The 23,504-nt window shown below is 44.8% G+C and carries 22 protein-coding genes; 10 read left to right on the plus strand and 12 right to left on the minus strand.

Annotation, left to right across the window (positions count from 1 at the left end):
- The 3 genes from LU351_RS17940 to LU351_RS17950 form a co-directional block, all read left to right on the plus strand.
- Positions 1-401, plus strand: a 401-nt coding sequence (locus LU351_RS17940) for an IS66 family transposase (protein ID WP_232595475.1), incomplete at its 5' end; no start/stop codon positions are given.
- A 31-nt stretch (positions 402-432) separates the two neighbouring features.
- Entirely contained in the window at positions 433-1,158 is a 726-nt protein-coding gene (locus tag LU351_RS17945) for a fumarylacetoacetate hydrolase family protein (protein ID WP_232595476.1), read from the plus strand.
- Positions 1,159-1,264: 106 nt separating this feature from the next.
- The gene (locus tag LU351_RS17950) at positions 1,265-2,044 is read left to right on the plus strand and encodes an SDR family NAD(P)-dependent oxidoreductase (RefSeq protein WP_232595477.1); all 780 of its coding nucleotides are present in this window, start codon (positions 1,265-1,267) and stop codon (positions 2,042-2,044) included.
- 69 nt (positions 2,045-2,113) lie between these two features.
- On the opposite strand, the gene LU351_RS17955 is transcribed toward LU351_RS17950, so the two are convergent.
- The 3 genes from LU351_RS17955 to LU351_RS17965 form a co-directional block, all read right to left on the minus strand.
- The gene (locus LU351_RS17955; RefSeq protein WP_232595478.1) at positions 2,114-3,466 is read right to left on the minus strand and encodes a hypothetical protein; all 1,353 of its coding nucleotides are present in this window, start codon (positions 3,464-3,466) and stop codon (positions 2,114-2,116) included.
- Between the two features lie 91 nt (positions 3,467-3,557).
- Positions 3,558-5,045 carry a hypothetical protein gene (locus LU351_RS17960; RefSeq protein ID WP_232595479.1) on the minus strand — a complete coding sequence of 496 codons (1,488 nt, stop codon included), beginning with the start codon at positions 5,043-5,045 and terminating at the stop codon, positions 3,558-3,560.
- Between the two features lie 317 nt (positions 5,046-5,362).
- Positions 5,363-6,847, minus strand: coding sequence for an alpha/beta fold hydrolase (locus tag LU351_RS17965; protein WP_232595480.1), 1,485 nt, complete (start codon positions 6,845-6,847; stop codon positions 5,363-5,365).
- A gap of 280 nt (positions 6,848-7,127) precedes the next feature.
- On the opposite strand from LU351_RS17965, the gene LU351_RS17970 reads away from it, so the two are divergent.
- On the plus strand, positions 7,128-8,675 hold the full coding sequence (locus tag LU351_RS17970; RefSeq protein WP_232595481.1) for a LytTR family transcriptional regulator DNA-binding domain-containing protein: 1,548 nt from the start codon (positions 7,128-7,130) through the stop codon (positions 8,673-8,675).
- Between the two features lie 12 nt (positions 8,676-8,687).
- Here the strand turns inward: LU351_RS17970 and LU351_RS17975 are convergent, their stop codons facing one another.
- The 7 genes from LU351_RS17975 to LU351_RS18005 all read right to left on the minus strand — a co-directional run bounded on the left by LU351_RS17975 (position 8,688) and on the right by LU351_RS18005 (position 14,800).
- Complete coding sequence (locus tag LU351_RS17975; RefSeq protein ID WP_232595482.1) at positions 8,688-9,374, minus strand: hypothetical protein; 687 nt, start codon at positions 9,372-9,374, stop codon at positions 8,688-8,690.
- A gap of 13 nt (positions 9,375-9,387) precedes the next feature.
- Positions 9,388-9,684, minus strand: a complete 297-nt coding sequence (locus LU351_RS17980; protein ID WP_232595483.1) for a hypothetical protein — start codon at positions 9,682-9,684, stop codon at positions 9,388-9,390.
- Positions 9,685-9,710: 26 nt separating this feature from the next.
- Positions 9,711-10,526 (minus strand): shikimate dehydrogenase, encoded by an 816-nt coding sequence (aroE, locus tag LU351_RS17985; RefSeq protein ID WP_232595484.1) that lies wholly within the window; start codon positions 10,524-10,526, stop codon positions 9,711-9,713.
- A gap of 74 nt (positions 10,527-10,600) precedes the next feature.
- The gene (hemF, locus tag LU351_RS17990; RefSeq protein ID WP_232595485.1) at positions 10,601-11,521 is read right to left on the minus strand and encodes an oxygen-dependent coproporphyrinogen oxidase; all 921 of its coding nucleotides are present in this window, start codon (positions 11,519-11,521) and stop codon (positions 10,601-10,603) included.
- A 171-nt stretch (positions 11,522-11,692) separates the two neighbouring features.
- Positions 11,693-12,253, minus strand: coding sequence for an L-threonylcarbamoyladenylate synthase type 1 TsaC (tsaC, locus tag LU351_RS17995; RefSeq protein ID WP_232595486.1), 561 nt, complete (start codon positions 12,251-12,253; stop codon positions 11,693-11,695).
- 97 nt (positions 12,254-12,350) lie between these two features.
- Entirely contained in the window at positions 12,351-13,553 is a 1,203-nt protein-coding gene (gene dprA, locus LU351_RS18000; RefSeq protein ID WP_232595487.1) for a DNA-processing protein DprA, read from the minus strand.
- A 176-nt stretch (positions 13,554-13,729) separates the two neighbouring features.
- A complete protein-coding gene (locus LU351_RS18005; RefSeq protein ID WP_232595488.1) occupies positions 13,730-14,800 on the minus strand; it encodes a LysM peptidoglycan-binding domain-containing protein in 1,071 nt (356 codons plus the stop codon).
- Between the two features lie 315 nt (positions 14,801-15,115).
- On the opposite strand from LU351_RS18005, the gene def reads away from it, so the two are divergent.
- From def to LU351_RS18035, 6 genes are all read left to right on the plus strand, one after another.
- Positions 15,116-15,622, plus strand: coding sequence for a peptide deformylase (gene def, locus LU351_RS18010; protein ID WP_232595489.1), 507 nt, complete (start codon positions 15,116-15,118; stop codon positions 15,620-15,622).
- 248 nt (positions 15,623-15,870) lie between these two features.
- Positions 15,871-16,875 (plus strand): methionyl-tRNA formyltransferase, encoded by a 1,005-nt coding sequence (fmt, locus tag LU351_RS18015; protein ID WP_232595490.1) that lies wholly within the window; start codon positions 15,871-15,873, stop codon positions 16,873-16,875.
- 28 nt (positions 16,876-16,903) lie between these two features.
- Positions 16,904-18,292 carry a 16S rRNA (cytosine(967)-C(5))-methyltransferase RsmB gene (rsmB, locus tag LU351_RS18020; protein ID WP_232595491.1) on the plus strand — a complete coding sequence of 463 codons (1,389 nt, stop codon included), beginning with the start codon at positions 16,904-16,906 and terminating at the stop codon, positions 18,290-18,292.
- A 62-nt stretch (positions 18,293-18,354) separates the two neighbouring features.
- Positions 18,355-19,740 (plus strand): Trk system potassium transporter TrkA, encoded by a 1,386-nt coding sequence (gene trkA / locus LU351_RS18025; protein ID WP_232595492.1) that lies wholly within the window; start codon positions 18,355-18,357, stop codon positions 19,738-19,740.
- 14 nt (positions 19,741-19,754) lie between these two features.
- Complete coding sequence (locus LU351_RS18030) at positions 19,755-21,203, plus strand: TrkH family potassium uptake protein (RefSeq protein WP_232595493.1); 1,449 nt, start codon at positions 19,755-19,757, stop codon at positions 21,201-21,203.
- A gap of 173 nt (positions 21,204-21,376) precedes the next feature.
- Positions 21,377-21,823, plus strand: a complete 447-nt coding sequence (locus LU351_RS18035; protein ID WP_232595494.1) for a bacteriohemerythrin — start codon at positions 21,377-21,379, stop codon at positions 21,821-21,823.
- 32 nt (positions 21,824-21,855) lie between these two features.
- Here LU351_RS18035 and znuB read toward each other — a convergent pair whose 3' ends face one another.
- Both znuB and znuC read right to left on the minus strand, forming a co-directional pair.
- Entirely contained in the window at positions 21,856-22,656 is an 801-nt protein-coding gene (gene znuB / locus LU351_RS18040) for a zinc ABC transporter permease subunit ZnuB (RefSeq protein ID WP_232595495.1), read from the minus strand.
- Between the two features lie 15 nt (positions 22,657-22,671).
- Positions 22,672-23,442, minus strand: coding sequence for a zinc ABC transporter ATP-binding protein ZnuC (znuC, locus tag LU351_RS18045; protein WP_232595496.1), 771 nt, complete (start codon positions 23,440-23,442; stop codon positions 22,672-22,674).
- Between the last annotated feature and the right edge of the window lie 62 nt (positions 23,443-23,504).

Genomic DNA, 23,504 nt, shown 5'->3' on the forward strand with positions numbered 1-23,504 from the left:
TTCGGCAAAAGGAAGCCAAGCCGATTGTGGACAAATTAAAAGAATGGCTGGATAAAAGCCTGCAAACCGTGGCGCCGAAAACCAAGTTGGGTGTAGCACTGGTGTACCTAAATAACCAGTGGGATCGATTAATCGGCTATCTGGAGGATGGGCGCTACCCGATCGATAATAATGCAGCAGAGCGCGCAATCCGTCCATTCACGATTGGGCGTAAAAATTGGATGTTCAGCAAAAGTCAGGCGGGAGCGAAAGCCAGTGCCAATTTGTACAGTTTAATCGAAACAGCCAAGGCCAATGGGCTCAACCCTTACGAATATTTGCAGAACATTTTTAAAGAACTGCCCAATGTCAATGATGTTGAACAGGTGGAGGCTTTGTTGCCTTGGAATATCAAGGTGTAATTGGTTTGGCGTTTACGAATATCAACCTTTTATGTTTTTAAAGGCGGTTACACCCACCAGAGAGCACCCCATTGCCTTTGATGAAAATCGACTCTTAGATTATGAAGTTGAGCTTTGTGCCAAACCAATTCATCCAGTAAACCTTAAATCAGTAAAACATGCTCAATTTGCCTTTTTTCTATGCGGAGATTTTACCGATAGAGCTGCGTTAATGCGCAATGTTGATCCGAGCAACTTACAGAGTGGAAAAGGGTTCAGTAAAGCAAAAAGCCTTCCCGGTTATTTTCCAACTGGCCCCTATTTAGTCATTCCAAAAAATCAAGAAATGTTTTTAAACCACGTATCACTATCGCTTACCTACAATGGGCAACAAATGCAAATAGCATCAACTAAAGACTTAATATGGCGCTTACCTAAAATTCTGTCGCATCTACTGAGCTTAACCGAAAGCAATCAACCCACCTACAGTGAAATTAAGACTTGGCTTCCTTCTCGAGGGTTAGATAATGAAATAAGTTTTCTAACTGGCACCCCAGACGGGGTATTAATGCGACCTCCCAACCTTTGGTATAAAGTCAAAATGGCAATATGGTACTTCGTTAGCTTTCATTTTCTTACCAATGATGACTCAATTCGACAGTATGTATTAGAAAACTACCTTGCCAAACAGTTTGAAAATAAACATTACTTACAATCTGGGGATAATATTGTGCTTTCTGCCCGTTGGTTGGGGTTGATTCATGTGCACATTCAATAATACCCAATCAGCCTTACTCCTGTTTAACTTACGACTTGTGATCTGACTTCGCCAACCTATCGTAACGTGTGACTTAAAACCAAGAAAGGCTAGACGTAGAACGATCATGACATTTTCTGCCTTAATTATCGGTGCAAACAGCGCCATTGCTAAAGCGTTGATCAATCAACTGTTACAAGGAAATCAACCTTTAACGGAAGATTCGACGGGCAGGCATATTACAGAAATCATTAGTATTTCTCGAACGGACAATGAACCGCTATTGCACTCGCCCGTTATTCATCGAAGATTACAGGTTCAAGATTATTCAGAAGCCTCCATTACTGAAGTGATAAATCAGATCAACACAGAGTCAACGTGTTTACGTATGGTGTTTATCTGTAACGGTATTTTGCACGATGGTAATTTGCAGCCAGAAAAAAATATCGGGCAGCTTTCAGAATTCGCACTGCAACGGGTTTTTACGGTGAATACCGTGACGCCTACGTTATGGCTAAAACATCTCTTTCCCGTATTTGATCGTCAGAAAAAACAACATGGCAATACACCCTGCCATGTTGTGGTGTTTAGTGCTCGTATTGGCAGCATAGGTGATAATGAATTGGGCGGTTGGTACAGCTACAGAGCGTCTAAAGCCGCATTGAATATGGTGTTAAAAACCATGGCGATAGAATTTCGCCGACGAATTCCCAATGTAAAACTTATCGCCTTTCACCCTGGCACCACTGACACACCATTATCTAAACCATTTCAAAAATCTGTTTCAAAGGAGAAGCTATTTTCACCGGAGTTTGTGGCAACACAGCTTCTGAAGATTATTGACGAGACGCCAGTGGATGGAGAGTTGTCCTACCTTGACTGGGATAATAAGCCGATTATTTGGTAAACAACGGCTTATGGGCATCAAAAAAAATTTCAGAATTCAATATCCCTTGATAAATTTAATGAATCATTATTACACTATTTCATCAAGACAAATTTTCTGAACTTCTCGATACATTTCGTTTTTATAATTTGCAGGAACACATTGCCAAGCTGAACATCTTAAACTCTTAGGAATAGTCTCTACCATTTCAATTGCCTGGTCGAATAATTCTTTATTAAGATATACCGCTAATAAAAGGCCATAGCATTCGGCGAGGGGGTTGATATTTCCAAAAAGTCCGAGGCCATACCCCATTCCCATTAAACCTATACTACCCACACGACAATCGTCACCAAGCTTCTCTATTAACCATTTTGAATGAGCCTCACAGGCACTCCAATTTTTTTCTCTGTAGGCCAACCTCATGGAAATAAAGCGTAAACCCAAATCATCAAATTCAAATCTTTTCCACTCTCTTAAGGTATTTTTTGCAGCCAACAATCGGCCAGACTTTTCTAAATTATGTGTTATGACAGAATAAAGTAAAGAAAGGGTGTCTGTATTTTCTTTTTTCAAGTCTTTTCGAATTGCTATTTTTTTAAGTATTTTTGGCCAATATATATCCCACTGTGGATAATCAAGCCATGGTGTAATGACATTTTTATGCTTTAGCAATTCGATACAGTTTTCAACGTTATTATAGGCAAAAATCTTATTATTGATACATGCTTTCAATAAAGTTACCCCAAAACCTGGATGTGATTCTATTATTTGCTTACACCCCATCAATGCCGCTTCTGACACCTGCGCATTCGATTTTGGAGAAGATTCGAAAGGAGAAATCACGATGCTTGCTTTTTTCATTAAACCTAATTTACTAGGTCTTGTTACCGGACCGTTAGCCCAACCCTCTCCATAACAGGCTATATTGAATCCTTTTTTTGCAATTTCTTGCGCAAAAGCTTCTTGGCTATCTGAACACCTACCGAGTAATAGCACCTCATGTTGAGGGGCTAACTCATCAACCATTTTCACAGATCTTTTTGTTGTCAACCAAGGTACGATATACGTGCACTCACTTTTTTTACCAGCACCTTCAACAACCATCAAAAAATCGTAACTCTCTTCTGCCAATTCATTTCTTATTTTTTCTTGATTTTCAATAACGTATCCAACAAGTCGTGTACCTCCGCCACGAATGCAAAGTTTCGTTTTTTTCTCCAGAAAATCCAGTGGTGGCATACAAAAAAATATTTGTGGCTGAATCTCTTCCACAATTTTTACAATCCATTGATTAAAAGCACTTTCCCCAAAACAATGTACAGCTTCAAAAGTTGGGATGATAAAAACATCCCAACCAAGCCGCCTCAATACTGGAGAAATTAAATGAGGAAAAGGGCCATTAGGATCTATAGACTCTTGTACTATTGCTGTATATTTCATCGTAAAGTCAAGGAAGATGCAATTTATTGCCTCTTTAAGTGATACTCTTCAGTGTTGAATCCGACATACTTAAAACTATCGTTATCTGTTATTAGTTACCAGAATCACCTCCACCGGTGTTTTCTTTAGGCTCTTCTGGTGTTGAATCATCTCCTGCTGAAGTAACGTATTTGCCTGGGAAATATTTTGCGACCCACATTTGAGCAAGCTGAGAGGCGGTAATAGGTTTTAAATAAAAATTAATCGGAACCCCAACATTTCCTGCTATAGCCTTGTTTACAAAATCTGTAAAAGCTGTCATTAATGAATTGATATCCAGCATTTTATTTGAACCATCCTGATGTTCACTCACGGAGGACATGACACTCTTAATCTTTGCCGCTTCGATAGACATCATTTGCCCACCTGTTCTGGCATTTTGCGCTGCAGAAGTAACACTTGCTTGTTCAGACGCAGTTGCGTTTTGCAAGTCGGCCAATTTTCCCATCATTTCGGCAGGATCAAATTGAGAAAACTGCTTAACGGCAAGCTGGACATCATTTGCCTCAATCGTTGGAATGATACCCATTGTCACTAAACTGACATGAGAAGATATTTGCTGACTACTTAAAAGTCGTTTTGCACTGTTAGAAAAAGAACTTGATACGCCAAATCCACCCTCAAAACTCGAAAACCAACTTCCTACTTCCATTTGTGCTTGGAGACTTGCGGCGGCTGAATACATAGCTTGAGAGGACTGTGTTTTCGATTCCTTCAATACATGAACCATGCCAACAAAACTTGAGCCAAAGGTAGCTCCAGACAGTAAATTAAAAAACTTTTCCTTCTGCGTTTGTTGTTCTTCAGCTATTTTTGCAATCGAAGCAGGATCATTGGTTTTTATCATATCATCAGGAAATAATTCATTCCAAGCGCGTATACCTTTATCTACATCGATAAAAAAAGGGGCAAAGATATCCGCCATTTTATGAGTACAATTTGCTGTAATCACTAAAGTACCTTGTATACCGTGCTGCTCCCTTTGATGATTCACTTGGGACATTGTTGATGCTGTCGCCTCAGCACTCCGTTTATTCCCCAAAAATGAGGTCGACGCTGACACAAAAGACTTTAAAGATGACATTGCAGAATCTGAAGACTGCCCAGTTTCATCGAATGAAAAATACTGCGCATCCATTGTGAGTGAATCTGATGACAAAGGTAATTGTTTAATTTGACTGCGATTGTAATCGATAGGACTCTCAATATTATGGGAAACTTGAGGAATATTGGCCTTCTCTTTGGCTATCTCAGGCATGTTTTTAACACACACCTTAGCGTATTCAGACGCAGCCGTGCCTATACTTTTGCTTACATCATCCATCGATTTGGAAACTTCTGTGGTATCCACTTGTAAGTTAACCAACTCCTGCATGGTCATCTTTAGTTTTCGTTTTAACATAATGGATGAATTCAAGAGATCAAGCGCATTATCAATAGGTGTCTGAAGCGTTGATATTTTATCCAATACCGTTAAATGATCTTCTGGAACAATATTGCCGAGTGTGAGTGATGGGTCAAACGGAATAGACGTACTCATTTTACATCTCCAATTTTTTATCATACTTTTTCAGTATGGTTTAATTACTTTTAAATCCTTTAATACATCTGTAGATAAGAAATTTTTGAACATAATAATTAAAAAATTACCAAAAATGGTAATAAAATTATTACCGAATAAACAAAAACTTCTAACCATCATTACATCACAAAAAAATTCATTTACAACTCAACATAAAAAAAAGTTAAGAACTTAATGTAAAGGGAGGTTCTTCTGGTTATTTTGATTTGCAATGGGATTCAAAAAACACCACAACCTATTAATAGTATTTAACAAACGTCATTGATAACTTGCACTCAAGTTTTATTTCCAAAATCAGGCAACTGAACAATAATCGATTTTTTGATGATTGACTGCCCTTTTAAAAATTTCTCCATTATATTCCCTACCTCTGGTGAAGACATAAAAAGATTATGCCCTGCATTCACCACAGTCACAGCGGTTATATTTTTTAGGCCCGTTACTGCTTCGCGCTGACTTTCTATGTAGGTACGGCCATCCAATGTTCCACTTAATAATAACACTGGTATCGAGGATTGCGGTGGCTGCCTGAATTCATCTCCTAAATCCAATTCAGGTAACACATCGGTATAGTGAAACGAGAAGTTTAGGTAGCTGCCCAATAAAGCGGTTTTGGCTTGTTCTTCAATTTTGGTTCGTCGTTGTTGGCTCATTCCAGAAGCAATATCCATCGCAGTGGGCATGGCTCTCAATTGAATCGGCCTAGATGGAGCTAAATATCGTGCCATCTGTTGTTGTAATAATGGAACGTCGCCTTGGTCAACCGCAAGATAGAGCTGTAATAGCCTTTTTGTCCAAATTGGGTCGCTGATCATTCTTGAAGCAAATTGCTGCATCGTTCGACGCTGAAGAATGAATTCAAAAGGTGGCTTGTCTTTCGGGGAAAGCGTTAATGTCAGGGGTGACATTTCCAAACGTTGATGAACCCGTTGTATTAATTGAAAAATATCTGGGTACTGCTGTTTGGCCAATGGCTCATTGTGAATCGCCGTTTGCAGCCGCTTGAAGTAGGCATCTGTTCTTTGGGGCAGTTTTATCGTTTGTTGTAAACCCTCAACACTAGCAATAATGACCTTATCGATTCGATCGTCCATTTTTTTTATTGCAGCTAAGGCCAAGTGACTGCCGTAAGAGATACCCCATAAGGTGATTTTTTCTGCGTTTAAATGCTTTCTCAGTGCCTCTAAATCTGCCACGCTTTCCAACGTGTTATACCCCTTAAGATCCACTTTCTGTTCACCCCAAAATCGCACACATTCCTTTAAGGCTTTCTGGTGTCGCTCAATATAATCTTTATCGTCCATTATTTGGTCTGAGGGAAGCGGTTGTTTTGAACGGCAAGCGGGTGTTACATCAGACAACCCCGTCCCACGCTGATCCAACGCGATCACATCACCATATTTTCGGAGCTGCATAAATAAAGGAAACCGACGCCCCTTTGCGGTGTTGATTCCTGATCCGCCTGGTCCACCGGCCAAATAAACAATTGGTGAGCCAGGATTCTTGGTGGTAGCGGGAAAGCGAACGTAATGCAGTGGGATCATTGGGCTACCTCGCCGCTGCCGGTTTTCGGGTACCTGAATCACCCCCTTTAGCGCTTCTACACTCTCCCCATTTTGTGGGGTAAATGTCATACCACTCTCATTCTCATAACGGTGCGATTCGCCACCAAAAGCCAACACGGTACTCATACACAACACACCACTTACCAAAACACGAAGCCTTGCCAACACCCTATTGTTTTTCTTCGTAAACATCATTCCTCACTTCCTCTCAAAAAATACTTTAATCAACATAAACTTTGCTCATCGGCATGTTCACTATTCCATAACGGGTGTTTTCTAACTGTTAGCTTTCGGTCACAAGGGTAAAATTTTCGGTAAGAGGCAGAGCCCCACTCCACGAATATCAACAGTTTCCGGTCAACGGTTACGTTTTTTCGGTGAATGGTCGATACCGATTTCTTGGCATGACCGACTCCCAACCGGCACAATACCGTGATCGTTTGAATGGCTTTTTTTAAGAGGGTATTGCTGAACAATGCGGATGATTATCGTGGGGGTTTTTATTTTATCGTGCATTACATGGTACGACGGTTGGGCAAAGAGTGCAGAAAGCCATGAAACAAATAGTAACGACATTATTGCCATTGACCGTCAAACGGTGTGGATGTGTACATCGCCTTCTGATTCACCCTCTCAACATTCGAATCAACCACCCCACCCTATCGATTTGTCATCTTGCCACCAAAAGCCGCTCCGAGAGGTTAACCCCTTCCAGCAAACGGTATGGATTAAAGCCGAGTTTGAAGTTTCGAAGGCATTCTTACAGCGTCATCACGCTCTGGGTTTGGATGTCTCGGGTATGTTTTCCAGCACGACGTTTATCAACGGAGTTCACATTGGCAACAAAGGCACACCCGGCGCTGCAGCAAGTGAAGAAACCCCTGGCAAAATGGACGTCGTACATCCACTTCCAAATGATGTATTAAGGCCTGGTATAAACCAGCTGGTGATGCATCTCTCAGGCTTTAAACATTCCATCAAACTCAATCGTCCCATTCACTACCTGCGTATCACCCCATATCGCCTTCCCACAGACCGGCTTCTCCGCCACTACTGGCTATCATTATTGCCTTTTGGCATTTTAGTGGCGGGCGTGTTGTATTACATTGCACTGGCGGTGTTTAAACGAGAATGGCAGCAAAGCTGGTATTTACCCACCTTGTGTATCCTAGCGGCCAGCCAATTGCTCATCGAAGTTACCAGAGGCATTTTTGCCTACCCTTATCCTTTTCATGAAGTCAGGCTATTACTTATTCTTCTTCTATCGGGCGGATTTTCATTCGTTTTATTGGGTTTTGTGATAAGCCGGTTTTTAGAGAACCATAAAAAGAAAATCTTTGGCAGCAGTATTCTACTCACCGTGCTGACCATTTTTTTCACACCGGGATTTGATAACAAGTCTGGCCTCGCGCTATTCATTCCCATTTTTAGTGCCATTGCCCTTTGCCTCATGGCCTTAAAAAAACAAAAGGCAGAAGCCCTACCCTATACCGCTGCGTTAAGTGTGTTTCTTCTCACCTTACTTTTTGCACCATCGCAGTTTCTGGATGTCTACTTTTTTTACATCGTCGCCGGATTATTAATGTTCTTATTTGTTCTGCAAGCGAAAGAATTTGTACAAGAACAAACCGCCCATTACCAAACATTACAACGTGCTGATAAGTTACAATTCGCCATTGATCAAGCTCAAAAAGAAGCTCAACACGAAAACCTAAAAGTGAAACAGGGCTCAGAAATACGAGTAGTCGACCTCAATGAATTGAAATACTGTAAAGGTGCTGGTGATTACGTAGAGTTATACCTGGATGACAACCGACCTATCCTATACAGCAGTACACTCACGGAATTAGAAAATACCTTACCATCGACATTTTTGCGAGTGCACCGCTCTTACATCGTGAATACTCAGTTTATTCAAAGCCTAAAAAGGCATTCATCCGGTGCGGGAGAATTGGCATTATCTACGGGAGAGTGTGTACCGGTAAGCCGTAGGATAATGCCGAAGGTTCGGGAGCGGTTGTGAGGTTTTTACTTGCTAACGACTATTTAGCTCTTCATCCCAAACAAAATCATAGCCGTTTTTTCTCATATATCCATTCACGATATGAGATAGCTTTTGCATCCAAAATTTTAAATCAACAACACCTTCTACTTCTAACCCATTGTGATAATCGTCGATCGCCAATTTTTTCATTAACCCAAACCCTTGCATTACCTCACGTGCTTGCGCTTCAGACACGACACAACATTTTGCAGACATAAAATGAATGAGCAAATCATTATCTACTTTATTGGCATAGTGTTTTGCTAATACTTTGGCGTTATGATTTTCTGCATTAAAATCCAGCATTGCAGGCTCATGGTGAGGGCAGCCTGGAAACTCCCACCCCATATCTTCAAAGGTATGTTCAATGTCGTAATAGTGTGATTCTGGAAAATTCTGAACATTCGGCTGGCCATAAACGAGATAAAAAGCATGTTCAGGTGCTTTGCAACCGGGAAAGTACCCAAGCATTGCCAAGTCAGCGAGCACTTTTTTCCTTCGCATTTTGGCAACAACCCGATGCTCACCTTCTCTTAAATATCCGTTTGGATTGACTTCTTTTTCATGAGCATCAAGAAAAAATTGATTGTCAGACAAGATTAGGTGATTAATTTTTTCGACAGATTTGACTTCTATACGATAGCGTTCATCGATAGTGAAAAGGTAGCCTTTTGACATGGAAAAATTCTATTTACTCTTCGCTATCCCATTGTGATTCATAACCATTACTCACAAGATAGCCATTTAAACTATGAAAAATATACTCAATCCAATCTTCAACACCTTCTGACATTAAAATTGGCATATCTTTTCCCTGATCTTCAACGGCAACATCGATCATATCCCAATAGAACTTGGATAAAATCGCCGCTTCATCACCGTTTCTAACGCTACCATTATTCAAAATTTCAATGACAGGTTCACGTTTCATTTTTCTCGCATAGTGAAGCAAAATTTCTAATTCTTCTTTATATTTGTATTCAATCATAGTGCCTCCTACACCCGGTAAAAAGCTTAAGCAAGCGCTTTTATCACAGGCACCACCTCTGGCATTACACCTCGCCACAATCGAAACGATTCAGCGGCTTGGCCGACGAGCATACCTAGGCCGTCGGCCAATTGATTGCAGCCTTTTTGTTGTGCCCATTTGAGGAAGACGGTTAATTCTTTTCCGTACATCATGTCGTAACAAGCACTGTTGGGGTGGAGTAAGGTGTCGGGGAGTGGGGGAAGGTCGCCGGAGAGGCTGGCTGAGGTGCCGTTGATGATGATATCGAAGGGGGATTGTTGAGAAAGTTCATCGAAGCCACAACCCGCAATATTACCCAATTGTGAAAAGCTGTCTGCCAAGGTTTCCGCTTTAGATACCGTGCGATTGGCAATAAGAAGACTTTCTGGTTGGTGAGCTAAAAGGGGCTGTAACACGCCACGCACGGCGCCACCCGCCCCTAGAATTAATACCCGCGCCCCACGTAACGACCAGCCACAACGCTCCGTTATGTCATTCACTAAGCCAGCACCATCGGTGTTGTCGCCCAATAACTTACCGGCCTCGGTTAACAGTAAGGTATTAACCGCACCCGCACGACGAGCGCGTTCGGTGAGTTCATCGGCCAGGTCGTGGGCCTCTAGTTTAAAGGGCACGGTAATATTTAACCCTTTACCACCGTCTTCAAAAAAAGCGTTTACGTGTTGGATAAATTCGTCTTCGGGTACGCAAATTTTATCGTATTGAATTTGTTGTCCGGTTTGTTCAGCAAAGAGAGTGTGAATGACCGGTGATTTGGAATGGGCGATGGGGTTGCCGAATACAGCGTAACGATCGGTCATAAATCTCTCTCTTAAACTTTTCTTAAAGGACTCTTAAATATTTTTATTTACTGTATTTTTTAGAGTTGGATTTTTTATGTGTTTAATTTCAACCAGTCACGACCTTGTAGGAAATACTCGGTTAAACGCGCTTCCTCTGATTCGGGCTTAGGTTGATAGTTGTATTCCCACCGTACCAATGGCGGTAATGACATTAAAATCGACTCGGTACGACCACCGCTTTGTAAACCAAATAAGGTTCCGCGATCAAAGACCAAATTAAATTCTACATAACGGCCACGTCGGTATAGTTGAAATTGTTTTTGCGCTTCTGTGAAGGGAGTGTTTTTGCGTTTTTCTAGAATCGGACAAATCGCATCGGTATAACTGCTGCCAACGGCTTTTAGAAAATCGAAACTTTTTTCAAAACCCCACTGGTTTAAATCATCAAAAAACAAACCGCCCACACCACGGGGTTCATTTCGATGCTTTAAGTAGAAATATTCATCGCACCATTTTTTGTAATCGGCATACACGTTTTCACCGAAGGGATCGCAAGCCTCTTTGGCGGTTTGATGCCATGCAATGCAATCTTCTTCGTATCCGTAATATGGGGTTAAATCGTATCCACCCCCAAACCACCACACGGGGTCGGCGCCGTCTTTTTCGGCAATAAAAAAGCGAACATTGGCGTGGCTAGTAGGCGCATGGGGATTATTGGGGTGAATCACCAAGGAGACGCCCATGGCTTCAAAGCGTCGGCCCGCCAGTTCAGGACGATGAGCCGTGGCAGAGGCGGGCATGGATTCCCCAAAAACATGGGAAAAGTTCACGCCGCCTTTTTCAATAACGGCGCCATTGGTCATCACTCGGCTACGACCGCCGCCGCCTTCTTCTCGCTCCCAGGCATCTTCTTCAAACACAGCGGCACCATCCACACGCTGGAGCGAATCACAAATGGCATTTTGTAAGGCTAATAAATAGTCTTTAACGGCAGCTTTATTGGGTGCACTCATGGAAAATCCTTACGTTTTTCATTTAGCAGAACGAGTCGACCACCCTTGTAAAAACGTGATTTAAGCATTCAACGTTCAAAGGGAGGCAACAAAATAATGATGAGAGTTTACCAGCCAGCCATGAAGAAAATGCGGTTAATGTCCGCTGATTTGCGTTAGATCTAATGAAGGCTAAGAACGAAGCACGCGCCCTGATACCAAATCACTGATCGTGGAGGGTTTTGCGCTTGCTCCCACCACGCCGGGGGTGACGTAAACATCACGACCAAAGTAACGCTTTACCATCCAAGGAGTGCGAGCTTCTCGCATTCCCGCAGGGTTGGCCGACGTGGAGACGATAGGGCCACCGAATTGATCGCACAATGCGCGTACCACTGGGTGGGCACTGACCCGAACCGCCACTGAATCATGCTGACCAGAAATCCAATACGGCACCCAACGATTACGAGGGATCACCCAAGTATGGGGGCCGGGCCAAGTGGCTTCTAAGGTGTCTAGCTGCGAGGGAGATAAGCCTTCTAAAAACGGCGACATTTGATCCATCGAACCGGCCACCAATATCACGCCTTTTTCCACAGGCCGAGATTTGAGACGAAGAATATCACCCACCGCGTGCGCGTCATAAGGGTCACACCCTAGCCCCCAAACGGCTTCCGTCGGGTAGGCAATCACACCACCGGCCATCATATGGTGGGAAGCACGAACAATTCTGGGGTGACTAAACCAATTCACTTTTAACCTCGCATTTCTAACGCTTATGTGTCGTTCAATAATCAACAACTGACGGTACTATAAACTCATGATGAATCATAAAGTAACGAATCATAACCTAACGAATTCGCTCAATGACACCATCAACATGGGTAATCCACCCTTCCATTTCTAAAGTCAGTAGCTCAACCAATAGTTGATCTACCGGCTGTCCTGTTTGCTGAGCTAAAGCATCCACACTGGTGGTGTCGTGGCCAATGGCCTGGACTAAGGGTGGAATAGATGAGGGGGGAGTCGATAATGGCGGCACGGGCAGCGACTGAGAGATGTTATCTGCATCATGCGCAGCCATATCCAACTCTAGCTGCTTCGTGGATAACCCCCCTTGTAATTCATTCACGATATCCATCGCATTTTCGACGAGATGGGCCCCTTCCCGAATAAGTTGATGGCAACCTTTTGCCAATGGATTGTGAATCGAACCGGGAATAGCGAACACTTCTCGATTTTGTTGCAGTGCGGTATTGGCCGTAATGAGAGAACCGCTTTTGACTTTGGCTTCCACCACTAGCACGCCCAAACTCAACCCACTGATGACACGATTGCGCTGTGGAAAGTAGGAACGCAAAGGCTGAGTACCCAAATTAAATTCGCTGATCACACAACCATTATTGGCGATAATATTCTCAGCTAGCCCTTGATTACGGCTGGGATAAATACGATCAACCCCGGTGGCCATCACCCCTACGGTAATACCACCCGCTTCCAACGCCCCAGCATGGGCAGCACTGTCGATGCCTAACGCCAAACCACTAATGATGGAAAACCCACTGGCGGCCATTTCTTTGGAAAAGCTGTGGGCATTGCCTAAACCTTGCGCCGTGGCATTACGGCTACCCACCACCGCAATACCCGGCAAATGCAGCGCATTCACATTCCCACGAACATAAAGTAACGGTGGCGGTGCGGGAATTTCTCGCAGCATTTGCGGATACCCCTGTGAGCCCCACTCCACCAATTGAGCCTGACAATGCCTGAGCTGGTGTTTGGCTTGCTGCACCCAACCCCCTAATACACTTCCAGAAGGACTGCCAGAAGGGTCGCGTCGATATTCTGTGAATAACTGAAACGGCTCTGGCCCGATCAATTCGGGTGAAATTGAGCCAGCTGAATATCCCGATGGTTGAGCAATAAGTCGCTCTGCACTGCCAGCCTCAAAGATGGCTTTATGCAGTTTACGAGGCTGCTTAACCGGTAACAAAGCCAGCACCAATGCCGATTGTTGAGAAGGCGTTAAATCAGAAGCGTTGTGGTCATCCAAAGTGATAGCTCTTTTTAAATTAAAAATTCGCCCAAAAGAAAGATTAGATGATAAAAATATCTCAATCGAATAGATGTGTATATAAAAACAGTACCACTTTCACATACAAAAAAACCGCCATTAAGGCGGTTTTTCTTACAAACTCTGGATCATTATGGTCGCTTTACTCAAAGGCGTTAATCTTCAGCCACTTTACGCACCACACGGCGAGACGGGCTGTAGAGCTTGTCACCCACTTTTAATGGCCGCTCAGACTCCAACACTAAGCCATAACTCATTTTCTCGAAGGTACGGAAAACCATCAGTAATCCCGCTTGCTCTTCTGGCAATTTTACCTTATCCCCAGCCACTCGGTCTTTAATCACCAAACCTTCTTTATAAATGGATAAGACGTTGCCCACTTTCAGGCCATCACGATCTCCCAGGTTCAGAGCCACCACATCCAGTTTACCCACTTGGGTTAAACCACCACTGACCGACATAATTACCCCTTCAATATATTCATCAGAAGGTGGCGATGGGTAGAAAGTGGAATCGATAGAACGCTCTTCGTCTGGCAGTAAACGATCCGTAAGGCGAATTTCTTCTGTGGTACGAATGGCGTTCATGGTGGCGATATCACGATCGATTTCTTTCACCTTCACCGCGCCAATCTCGGCCGCTTCATACCCCAAGACTTCTTTGGTGAAAGGGTCTGTATAGGCTTGGCCTAAACGATAAATACCATACACCGGAATGTTTTCATCAAAGGTGCCTCGGGCATAAAGGCGATCACCCGCACCTAAGACAATGCGCTGCTCATGACCGGCGACCACATAGGGCGCAAGCTCCATTTCTTCACGAGACACCACACGGTTTTTATTTAAGAACTCATCAATCGCGTCCAACGGAATCGCGGGAATGGCTTCATCCAAAGGCACCACTCGTACCGCTGGGGCCATTTTTACCGTACCGGGCTGCAAGCGTACCGTGCGACGGTCCACCGTTAGGCGAGGCTTACCATCAAGGTAAATCAAAGAAATAATATCGCCAGGGAAGATAAGGTGAGGGTTTTCGATTTGTGGATTAGCGTGCCAAATCTCTGGCCACATCCAAGGATTTTTAAGGAAGGTATCGGAAATATCCCACAGGGTATCGCCTTTAACTACCGTGTATTGATCTGGATGATCATCTCGCAACATCACGTCTTCGGCCCATGCGGCAACCGCGCTTGCAGCCAGCAAGACCCCTAAAATAATCTTTTTCATAGAAACCTGTCCTGTTTTACTCGGCTCGGCCAACAGTTAAGGGTTATAATAGCGCACGAGACAAGCCATCGTAACGACGCTTTGTGAGACACCGCCGCCAAGATTGCGACTGTTTTCAACGGCACCCATTGCCACGCCAACCACTGAAATTGCTTTCTTAATAACCATTATAGATAGAACGATAATAGTTATGGATAGTGTAGAAAGGCAAAAAAATGTGTCCAATCAGAATGTTATCAGCGGTTATTGCGTAATTGCTAGAGCTTTGTCACAACTTGAAGTAAGTCACAAACTAGATATCGAATAGAGCACGTTATGGCACAACTAGAGATTCTTGAATTCCCCGATCCACGCCTTCGCACAGTGGCAACCCCCGTTGAGGAGGTGGACGATTCCGTGCGCCAGCTCATCGATGACATGTTTGAAACCATGTACAGCTGCCCCGGTATCGGCCTTGCGGCTTCTCAAGTCAATGTGCACAAACAAATCGTCGTTATTGACGTAAGTGAAGATCAAAGCGAACCGTTAGTATTCATCAACCCGGAGATTACCGTGTTAGATGAAGAGCTGTTTTCGTACGATGAAGGTTGTTTGTCCATTCCCGGTTTCTACGAATCCGTTGAGCGACCTAAGCACATCATTGTAAAAGCGTTAGATCGCCATGGAGAAGAATTTGAAATGCGCCCAGAAGGTTTACTGGCTGTGTGCATTCAACATGAAATGGACCATTTGGCAGGCAAGCTTTTTGTGGATTACGTTTCTCCCGTTAAGCGTCAGCGCATCCGTAAAAAGCTGGAGAAACAACAGCGTATTCGTGCGTAGTTTTCCCCGTATGAGATTTTATCCAGACATGAGTTTTCTCGAACATGGGTTTTTCTCAAACACCGATTTTCTCGAACACTGGTTTTTACGAACACTGGTTTTTACACACATAAGTGCGCCATTCCTTATTGGCCACTCGTGAGATTGCAATGAGAACGTTTCAAACAGGTTTGTGATTCATCGCAAGCCTGTTTTTGTTTCACCTTTCCAACGCTCACCACCTACTAAAAAACACAGACAGGATACGAATGACCACATCCGCTTTACGCATTGTCTTCGCCGGAACGCCCGATTTTGCCGCCCACCACCTTAACGCCGTTATTGAAAGTGATCATGAGGTTGTGGGGGTGTACACCCAACCAGATCGCCCTGCCGGGCGGGGTAAAAAACTCACTGCCAGCCCCGTTAAAACGGTCGCACTGGAACACAATTTACCGGTGTATCAGCCCGTTTCATTGCGCAACGAAGCGGCCCAAGCCGAATTGGCTTCGCTCAACGCAGACGTCATGGTGGTTGTAGCCTACGGTTTAATCCTGCCGCAAGTGGTGTTGGATACCCCTAAACACGGGTGTATCAACGTACACGCCTCCATTTTGCCCCGCTGGCGCGGTGCGGCACCAATTCAACGAGCTATTGAGGCGGGCGATACGGAATCTGGTGTGACCATCATGCAGATGGACAAAGGCTTAGACACCGGCGATATGCTGCTGAAAGCCACCTGCACCATCGAGCCCACCGATACCGGCGGCAGCCTTCATGATAAATTGGCCGATATCGGCACACCGGCATTATTGACCGTATTGGATGCGATTGCCTCAGGTACTATTGCCTCAGGGACTCTGTCGCCCGAAAAGCAAAACGATGATCTCGCCAACTACGCCTCAAAGATTTCGAAAGCCGAAGCCGCCGTTGATTGGTCGCAACCGGCTGAGGTGATCGATCAGAAAATTCGCGGCTTTTTCCCCTTCCCGATTTGTCATTGCGTACTGACCGATGAAAAAGGTAACGAAAAATCCATGCGTATTCATGCGGCCACCGTCGGTCAATTAGAAAATAACGCCTCTGCGTTGCCCGGCGAAGTACTGGAAGCCAATAACAACGGCATTACCGTTGCGTGTGGTACATCTGAAGGAGCGGCCAGTCAAACCATCACACTGACCAAACTCCAACTACCGGGTAAGAAAGCCATGGAGGTTAAAGACGTACTCAACGGCTACAGCCACCTGTTCACCCCCGGTACTCAATTAAAATAAATCCCTTTAGCGTTTAAGTAAGGCAACCATGGCAACCTATTCCGACGTGCGTGTACAAGCCGCGCAGGTAATCGCCCGACTCAATACTCACCAAGAAACTTTGGCACAAACCCTACCGCAGGCGTTGGATAAGGTCGCCGAACGAGACCGAGCACTTCTGCAAGAATTGTGTTTCGGTACGCTACGCTGGTATCCGCGATTAAAGCAGGTGTATCTGCAATTGATCGAGACCCCCCTAAAAGCAAAAGAGGCCGATATTGAAGCACTGATTTTTTTAGGCTTGTATCAACTGATTTACACCCGCATCCCTGACCATGCCGCCCTCAGCGCCACAGTGGATGCCACCAAAGCCTTAAAAAAACCTTGGGCCAGCAAATTGATTAATGCGGTTTTACGTCGCTTTCAGCGTGAAAGTGAAGCCCTACTGGCAACCGCCGACACCTCGGAACTCGGTCGCACGGCCCACCCCAAGTGGTTGTTGAAAGCCATCAATCAACATTGGCCGAACTACCGCGATCAAATCATTGAAGCCAATAACGCTCACCCGCCTTTTACTTTGCGCGTGAATACCGAAGTCAACACTCGCGAGCAATACCGCAGTGCATTAAACCAAGCAGGAATCGAACACGAACCTTGCACCTTCAGTACAGAAGGGATCACGCTCAACAGTGCAACCTCGGTGGATAACCTACCCGGATTTCGAGAAGGCCATTGCAGCATTCAAGACGAAGCGGCCCAATTGGCCGCTCATCTTTTACAGCCACAAGCGGGTGATCGAATACTGGATGCCTGTTGCGCACCGGGTGGAAAAACCGGCCATATTTTGGAAATCCAACCCGACATCCATCAATTAGTCGCGCTGGATATTTCCGAGAAACGCCTGCAACAAGTGACGGAAAACTTGGAGCGTCTTCGGTATGGACAACACGAAAGCGCTGGAGCGAAAGAAAAAACGGAAACAAACAGAATTCAGCTCGCCATCGGTGATGCCAGCCAACCCGACACATGGACGGACTTGGAACACCAAAATCTCAATCTCCAACAAACACACGTCTTTGATCGAATCTTAATCGATGCACCGTGTTCGGCCACCGGCGTAATTCGACGCCACCCAGACATCAAACAGTTGCGCATTGTCAACGACATCAAGACGCTGGCAGATTTGCAGCTGTCTATTCTCAATGGGTTGTGGCCCTTATTAAAACCGGGAGGAATACTCGTGTATGCCACCTGCTCCATCATGCCGACCGAAAACAGCGACAACATCGCTCGCTTTTTGGCAATGCATACCGATGCCACCGACGTCGCGTTAGCCGGCCCCTGGGGGATTGCTCAGCCACACGGACGACAATTATTGCCCCACGTCAGTGGGCACGATGGTTTCTACTATTGTGTTCTCATGAAACAAGCAGGGTAAACGCAACCCTTTTACAAATAACTGTGCCAAAATAGCAACGGTAAGGACTGTTTGGCCAAATTATGAAAATTATTATCCTAGGCGCTGGCCAAGTGGGGGGCACCCTTGCTGAAAACTTGGCCAGCGAAGCCAATGACATCACCGTTATTGATACCGATGAAACACGCCTGCGTGAACTACGCGATCGCACCGACATTGGTGTAGTAACCGGGGAAGGGTCTCACCCGCGCATTTTGATTCAGGCCGGTATTGAAGATGCCGAAATTCTCATCGCCGTCACCAATAACGATGAGATCAATATGATTGCCTGCCAAGTGGCGCATAGCCTATTTAACACCCCCACCAAAATTGCGCGCATTCGACATCATGCGTATTTGGCCAAACCCGAGTTGTTTCAAAACGACCGCATTCCCATTGATGTCTTAATCAGCCCCGAGCAGTTGGTCTCCAATTACGTGTCGCAGCTCATTGCTCAGCCGGGCGCTTTGCAGGTGTTGGACTTTGCGGGGGGTGAGGCACAATTGGTTGCCGTAAAGGCCTATTATGGTGGCCCACTTGTGGGGCAGGAATTACGCTTTCTCCGCCAACACATGCCTTCCGTAGACACGCGCGTGGCGGCCATTTTCCGTCGCGACCGAGCCATTCGCCCTGAAGGCTCCACCGTGATTGAAGCCGACGACGAAGTCTTTTTTATCGCCGCTAAACATGACATTCGAGCCGTAATGAGTGAACTGCGCAAACTGGAACGCCCTTACCGACGCATCCTAATTGCCGGTGGTGGCAATATCGGCGCCCGCCTTGCCCGTAAACTGGAACGGACCTATGCCGTAAAAATCATCGAATTTCATCGAGAGCGCTGTCAACAATTGGCCGAACAATTGGGTCATACCATCGTTTTGCACGGCAGTGCCTCAGACCAAGATTTATTATTGGAAGAAAACATCGAAGATACCGATGTGTTTCTGGCGGTCACCAATGATGACGAAGCCAACATCATGTCTTCCATGCTCGCCAAACGTTTGGGCGCTCGCAAAGTCATGACATTAATTAACAACCCCGCCTACGTGGATTTAGTCCAAGGTGGCGAGATTGACATTGCCATTTCGCCTCAACAAACCACCATCGGCAGTTTGTTAACCCACGTTCGCAGAGGCGATATGGTGAATGTGCACTCCCTTCGACGGGGCGCGGCGGAAGCCATTGAGGTCATTGCCCATGGCGACAGCAACTCTTCCAAAGTGGTGGGTAAAACCCTCGACACCATCGACCTCCCCGATGGGGCGACCATTGGCGCCATTGTGCGAGAAACCGAAAAAGGCAATCAAGTGATCATCGCCCACGACGATATCGTGGTGGAAACCGGCGACCATGTGATTGTGTTTTTAGTCGATAAAAAATACACCCGAGACGTCGAAAAACTCTTCCAGGTGGGATTCAGCTTTTTTTAATAGGCCACTTCGCTATGCACTTCAAAGTGATTTCTCGAGTATTAGGTGTGTTATTAATGGTGTTCAGCCTAACACTCATGCCACCGGTTGCGGTTTCTCTCTGGTTTAATGACCATAATTATTTTGCATTTTTAATCGCGTTTTTAATCACCTTTGTCACCGGGTTTATTATTTGGCTTCCGGTATACAACACGAGGCACGACTTAAATACCCGAGATGGCTTTTTAATTACGGCATTATTTTGGTTTGTATTAGGGTTATTCGGCGCCCTGCCTTTTGTGTTTTCTTCTGCACCGCATCTATCCATTACCGATGCGATGTTTGAATCCCTCTCGGGGCTCACCACCACCGGCGCCACCGTTATTACCGGGCTGGATTATTTACCGGAATCGATTCTGTATTATCGACAACAATTACAATGGCTCGGCGGCATCGGGATTATTGTGATTGCTGTAGCCATCTTACCCATGCTGGGTATTGGTGGTATGCAACTTTACCGCGCTGAAACACCTGGCCCTGTGAAAGATTCCAAACTCACCCCACGCATTACCGAAACTGCAAAAGCCCTATTTTTGGTGTACCTCAAACTGACCCTGCTTTGCGCAGCGTGTTATTGGGCCGCAGGAATGAGTGTGTTCGATGCTATTTGCCACGCCTACAGCACCATTGCCATTGGTGGTTTTTCTACACACGATGCCAGTATTGGTTTCTTTGAAAGCAACGCCATTATGGCCGTGTGTATTTTCTTTATGATTGTCTCTGGCATTAACTTTGCCCTGCATTTTTTTGCCTGGCGTGAGCGTACGCTCTCTCATTATTGGAGCGACCCAGAATTATCGTTTTACGTCAGAGTGATTGCCTTAGGCACAATCATCACCGTCTCATACCTGAGCTACACACAAACCTATGGCTTTAGCACTGCCTTTTGGCACGGCAGTTTTGAGTTGGTCTCTATTCTGACTACCACCGGCTTTGGCGTTGCCGACTTCAGCATCTGGCCCGCCTTTCTGCCTTTTCTCTTATTTATGCTGGCCTTTATGGGTGGATGCGCCGGCTCCACCGGTGGCGGGATGAAAGTCATCCGGGTGATGTTAATTTGCAAACAAGGCATGAGAGAAATTCACCGCTTAATTCACCCCAATGCCATTATGCCCATTAAAATTGGTAAACGCTCTGTCGCCGACCGTGTCGTTGAAGCGGTTTGGGGTTTTTTTGCGGTATACGTCATTTCGTTTATGGTGATGTTTATGTTGCTATTGGCGACAGGGCTCGATTTCATCACCGCTTTTTCTGCCATCGGTGCCACTATTAATAATCTTGGCCCAGGCTTAGGTGACGTCACGCTTCATTATGGTGATATCAATCCAACCGCTAAATGGATTTTGTGTTTTTCCATGCTATTAGGGCGACTGGAAGTGTTTACGTTATTAGTACTGTTCACACCGATGTTTTGGCAGCGTTAAACACATATTAAAGGGGTTGCTATTAGTTCTTTTCAACTTACCTTAAAAAAGTTCTTTTGCAGTGGCATAAAATCAAGGATGAATTGATTTATTTCGGGTTATCTCCTTCCAAGTCTCATACATTAGACCCGTTGTTATCTAGGTATCATCTTGTCACCGTGAGAGGAAAAAATATGCAACTACAATGGTCATCCGAATTAGAGCTTGGCATACCGGTGATCGACTCGCAGCATCAACGAATTGTCGAATACATTAACAGTGTTGAACAAGCCAATCACGACCAAGAAAAAATGCGGATCATCTTAAATGAGCTTATCGACTATACGATCTCGCATTTTGCGTTTGAAGAAAGCTTAATGGAAGAAGCCGGATACACCTTTGCCAAAGCCCATAAAAAGGTACATCAATTGTTTACCCGACGAGTTGAAACCTTTACAACACGGCTAGACGCTGGTGAAGATATCACCAATGACTTACTCATCGTTTTAAAATCTTGGCTGGTTAACCACATTAAACGAGACGATAAAGACTACTCCGATATCGTCAAAGCCAACTTACATGCCGCCACTACAAGAACCAAAGCAAGACAAGGCACTTGGTTTAATCGATTATTTGGGTGAAAAGAGGCATCATTTGTGAATAATTATTTTTACTAAGCACTACTTTTACTAAGCACTACTTTTTTAAATAACGTCAAAATAAAAATTATACTCGTGCCCAACACAATCGAAGGCCCTGCGGGAGTATCCCAATAAAAGGACGCTCCCAACCCCATAACAATGGCCATCATTCCAAAGAGTGATGCCATCACCGCCATAATTTCTGGTGTGGACGAAACCCGTCTTGCAGCAGCAGCGGGAATAATTAATAACGCGGTAATTAAAATCACCCCCACCACTTTCATGGCAATGGCAATCATTAATGCCATGGACAACATCAATACCGTACGTACCGCTTTGACATTGACCCCTTCCACTTGCGCAAGATCTTCATGAACGGTAAGCGTGATCAACTGCCGCCACAACGCCAGTAATAGACTCAACACAATACCAGACACGACCGCCATCGTTATCACGTCGGCTATCGATACACTGAGTAAATCTCCAAATAAGTACGAAGTAATATCAATTCGGGCATTCTCTAATTGGCTGGCAATCACCAACCCTAACGCCAGGGTACTATGAGAAAGAATACCTAATAAAGTATCGGTGGCGAGCACACGTTGTTGTTGTAAAAAAATTAATACCATTGCTAAAACCAAACAACCACAGGCAACAGCAAGGTTTAAATTAATCGACAATAACCACCCAAAACTTACGCCCAATAACGCCGAGTGAGCCAAAGTATCACCAAAATAGGCCATACGACGCCATACCGTAAAACAACCCAGAGGGCCCGTAACCAGCGTGACACAAAAACCAGCCAAAATGGCCATTAATAAAAAATCAGGCATAAATAATCAATCGTGTTAGTGGGAATGAGTGGCATCTGTACAGTGTGAGTGGGTGTCGGTATGTACGTCACCATGATGGTCGTGTGTGTGATCATGGTGGTGTGTGTAAACAGCAACACTGGCGGACTGGTTCTGCCCAAATAATTCCAAATACGCTGGGTGAGCGGTAACGGCCTCTGGATGACCATGGCAACAGACATGCTTATTTAAACACACCACGGTATCCGTTTTTGCCATAACCAAATGCAAGTCATGAGAAATCATTAATACACCAGCGGATAATTCATCTCGTAATTCAGCAATCAAATCATACAACTGAGCTTGTCCAGCCACATCCACCCCTTGTACTGGTTCATCCAAAACCAATAAATTCGGCTTACGCAAAAGCGCACGGGCTAACAATACCCGCTGAGTTTCACCACCGGATAAATCCACCATCGATTGCTTTTTAAGTGTTCCTACTCCAACTCGCGCCAAAGCGTTATTAATCTCTCCGGATTTTTGCCCCGTTAGCGCTAAGAATCGCTGAACACTTAATGGCATGGTGTTATCAATATTGAGCTTTTGAGGCATGTAACCTACAACCAAATCCTTAGATCGCTGAATCGCTCCCGAATCTGGCTTCATTAGCCCCAACAATAACCTGACTAACGTGGTTTTACCTGCCCCATTGGGGCCGATGAGTGTAACAATTTCCTGCGATGACACCTGAATATCTGCATCCTGCAGAATAGTTTTACCACCTCGCTGAAACCCCACGGACGTGGCAGAAAGTAAGACGCTCAAAACGCACCTCGTATTAACGAAGAAAAAAGGAAAGCAAATTTGAATGATTGAGGAGCTTAATG

This window comes from Marinibactrum halimedae (assembly GCF_021234875.1).
GTDB classification, from domain to species: Bacteria; Pseudomonadota; Gammaproteobacteria; order Pseudomonadales; family Cellvibrionaceae; genus Marinibactrum; species Marinibactrum halimedae.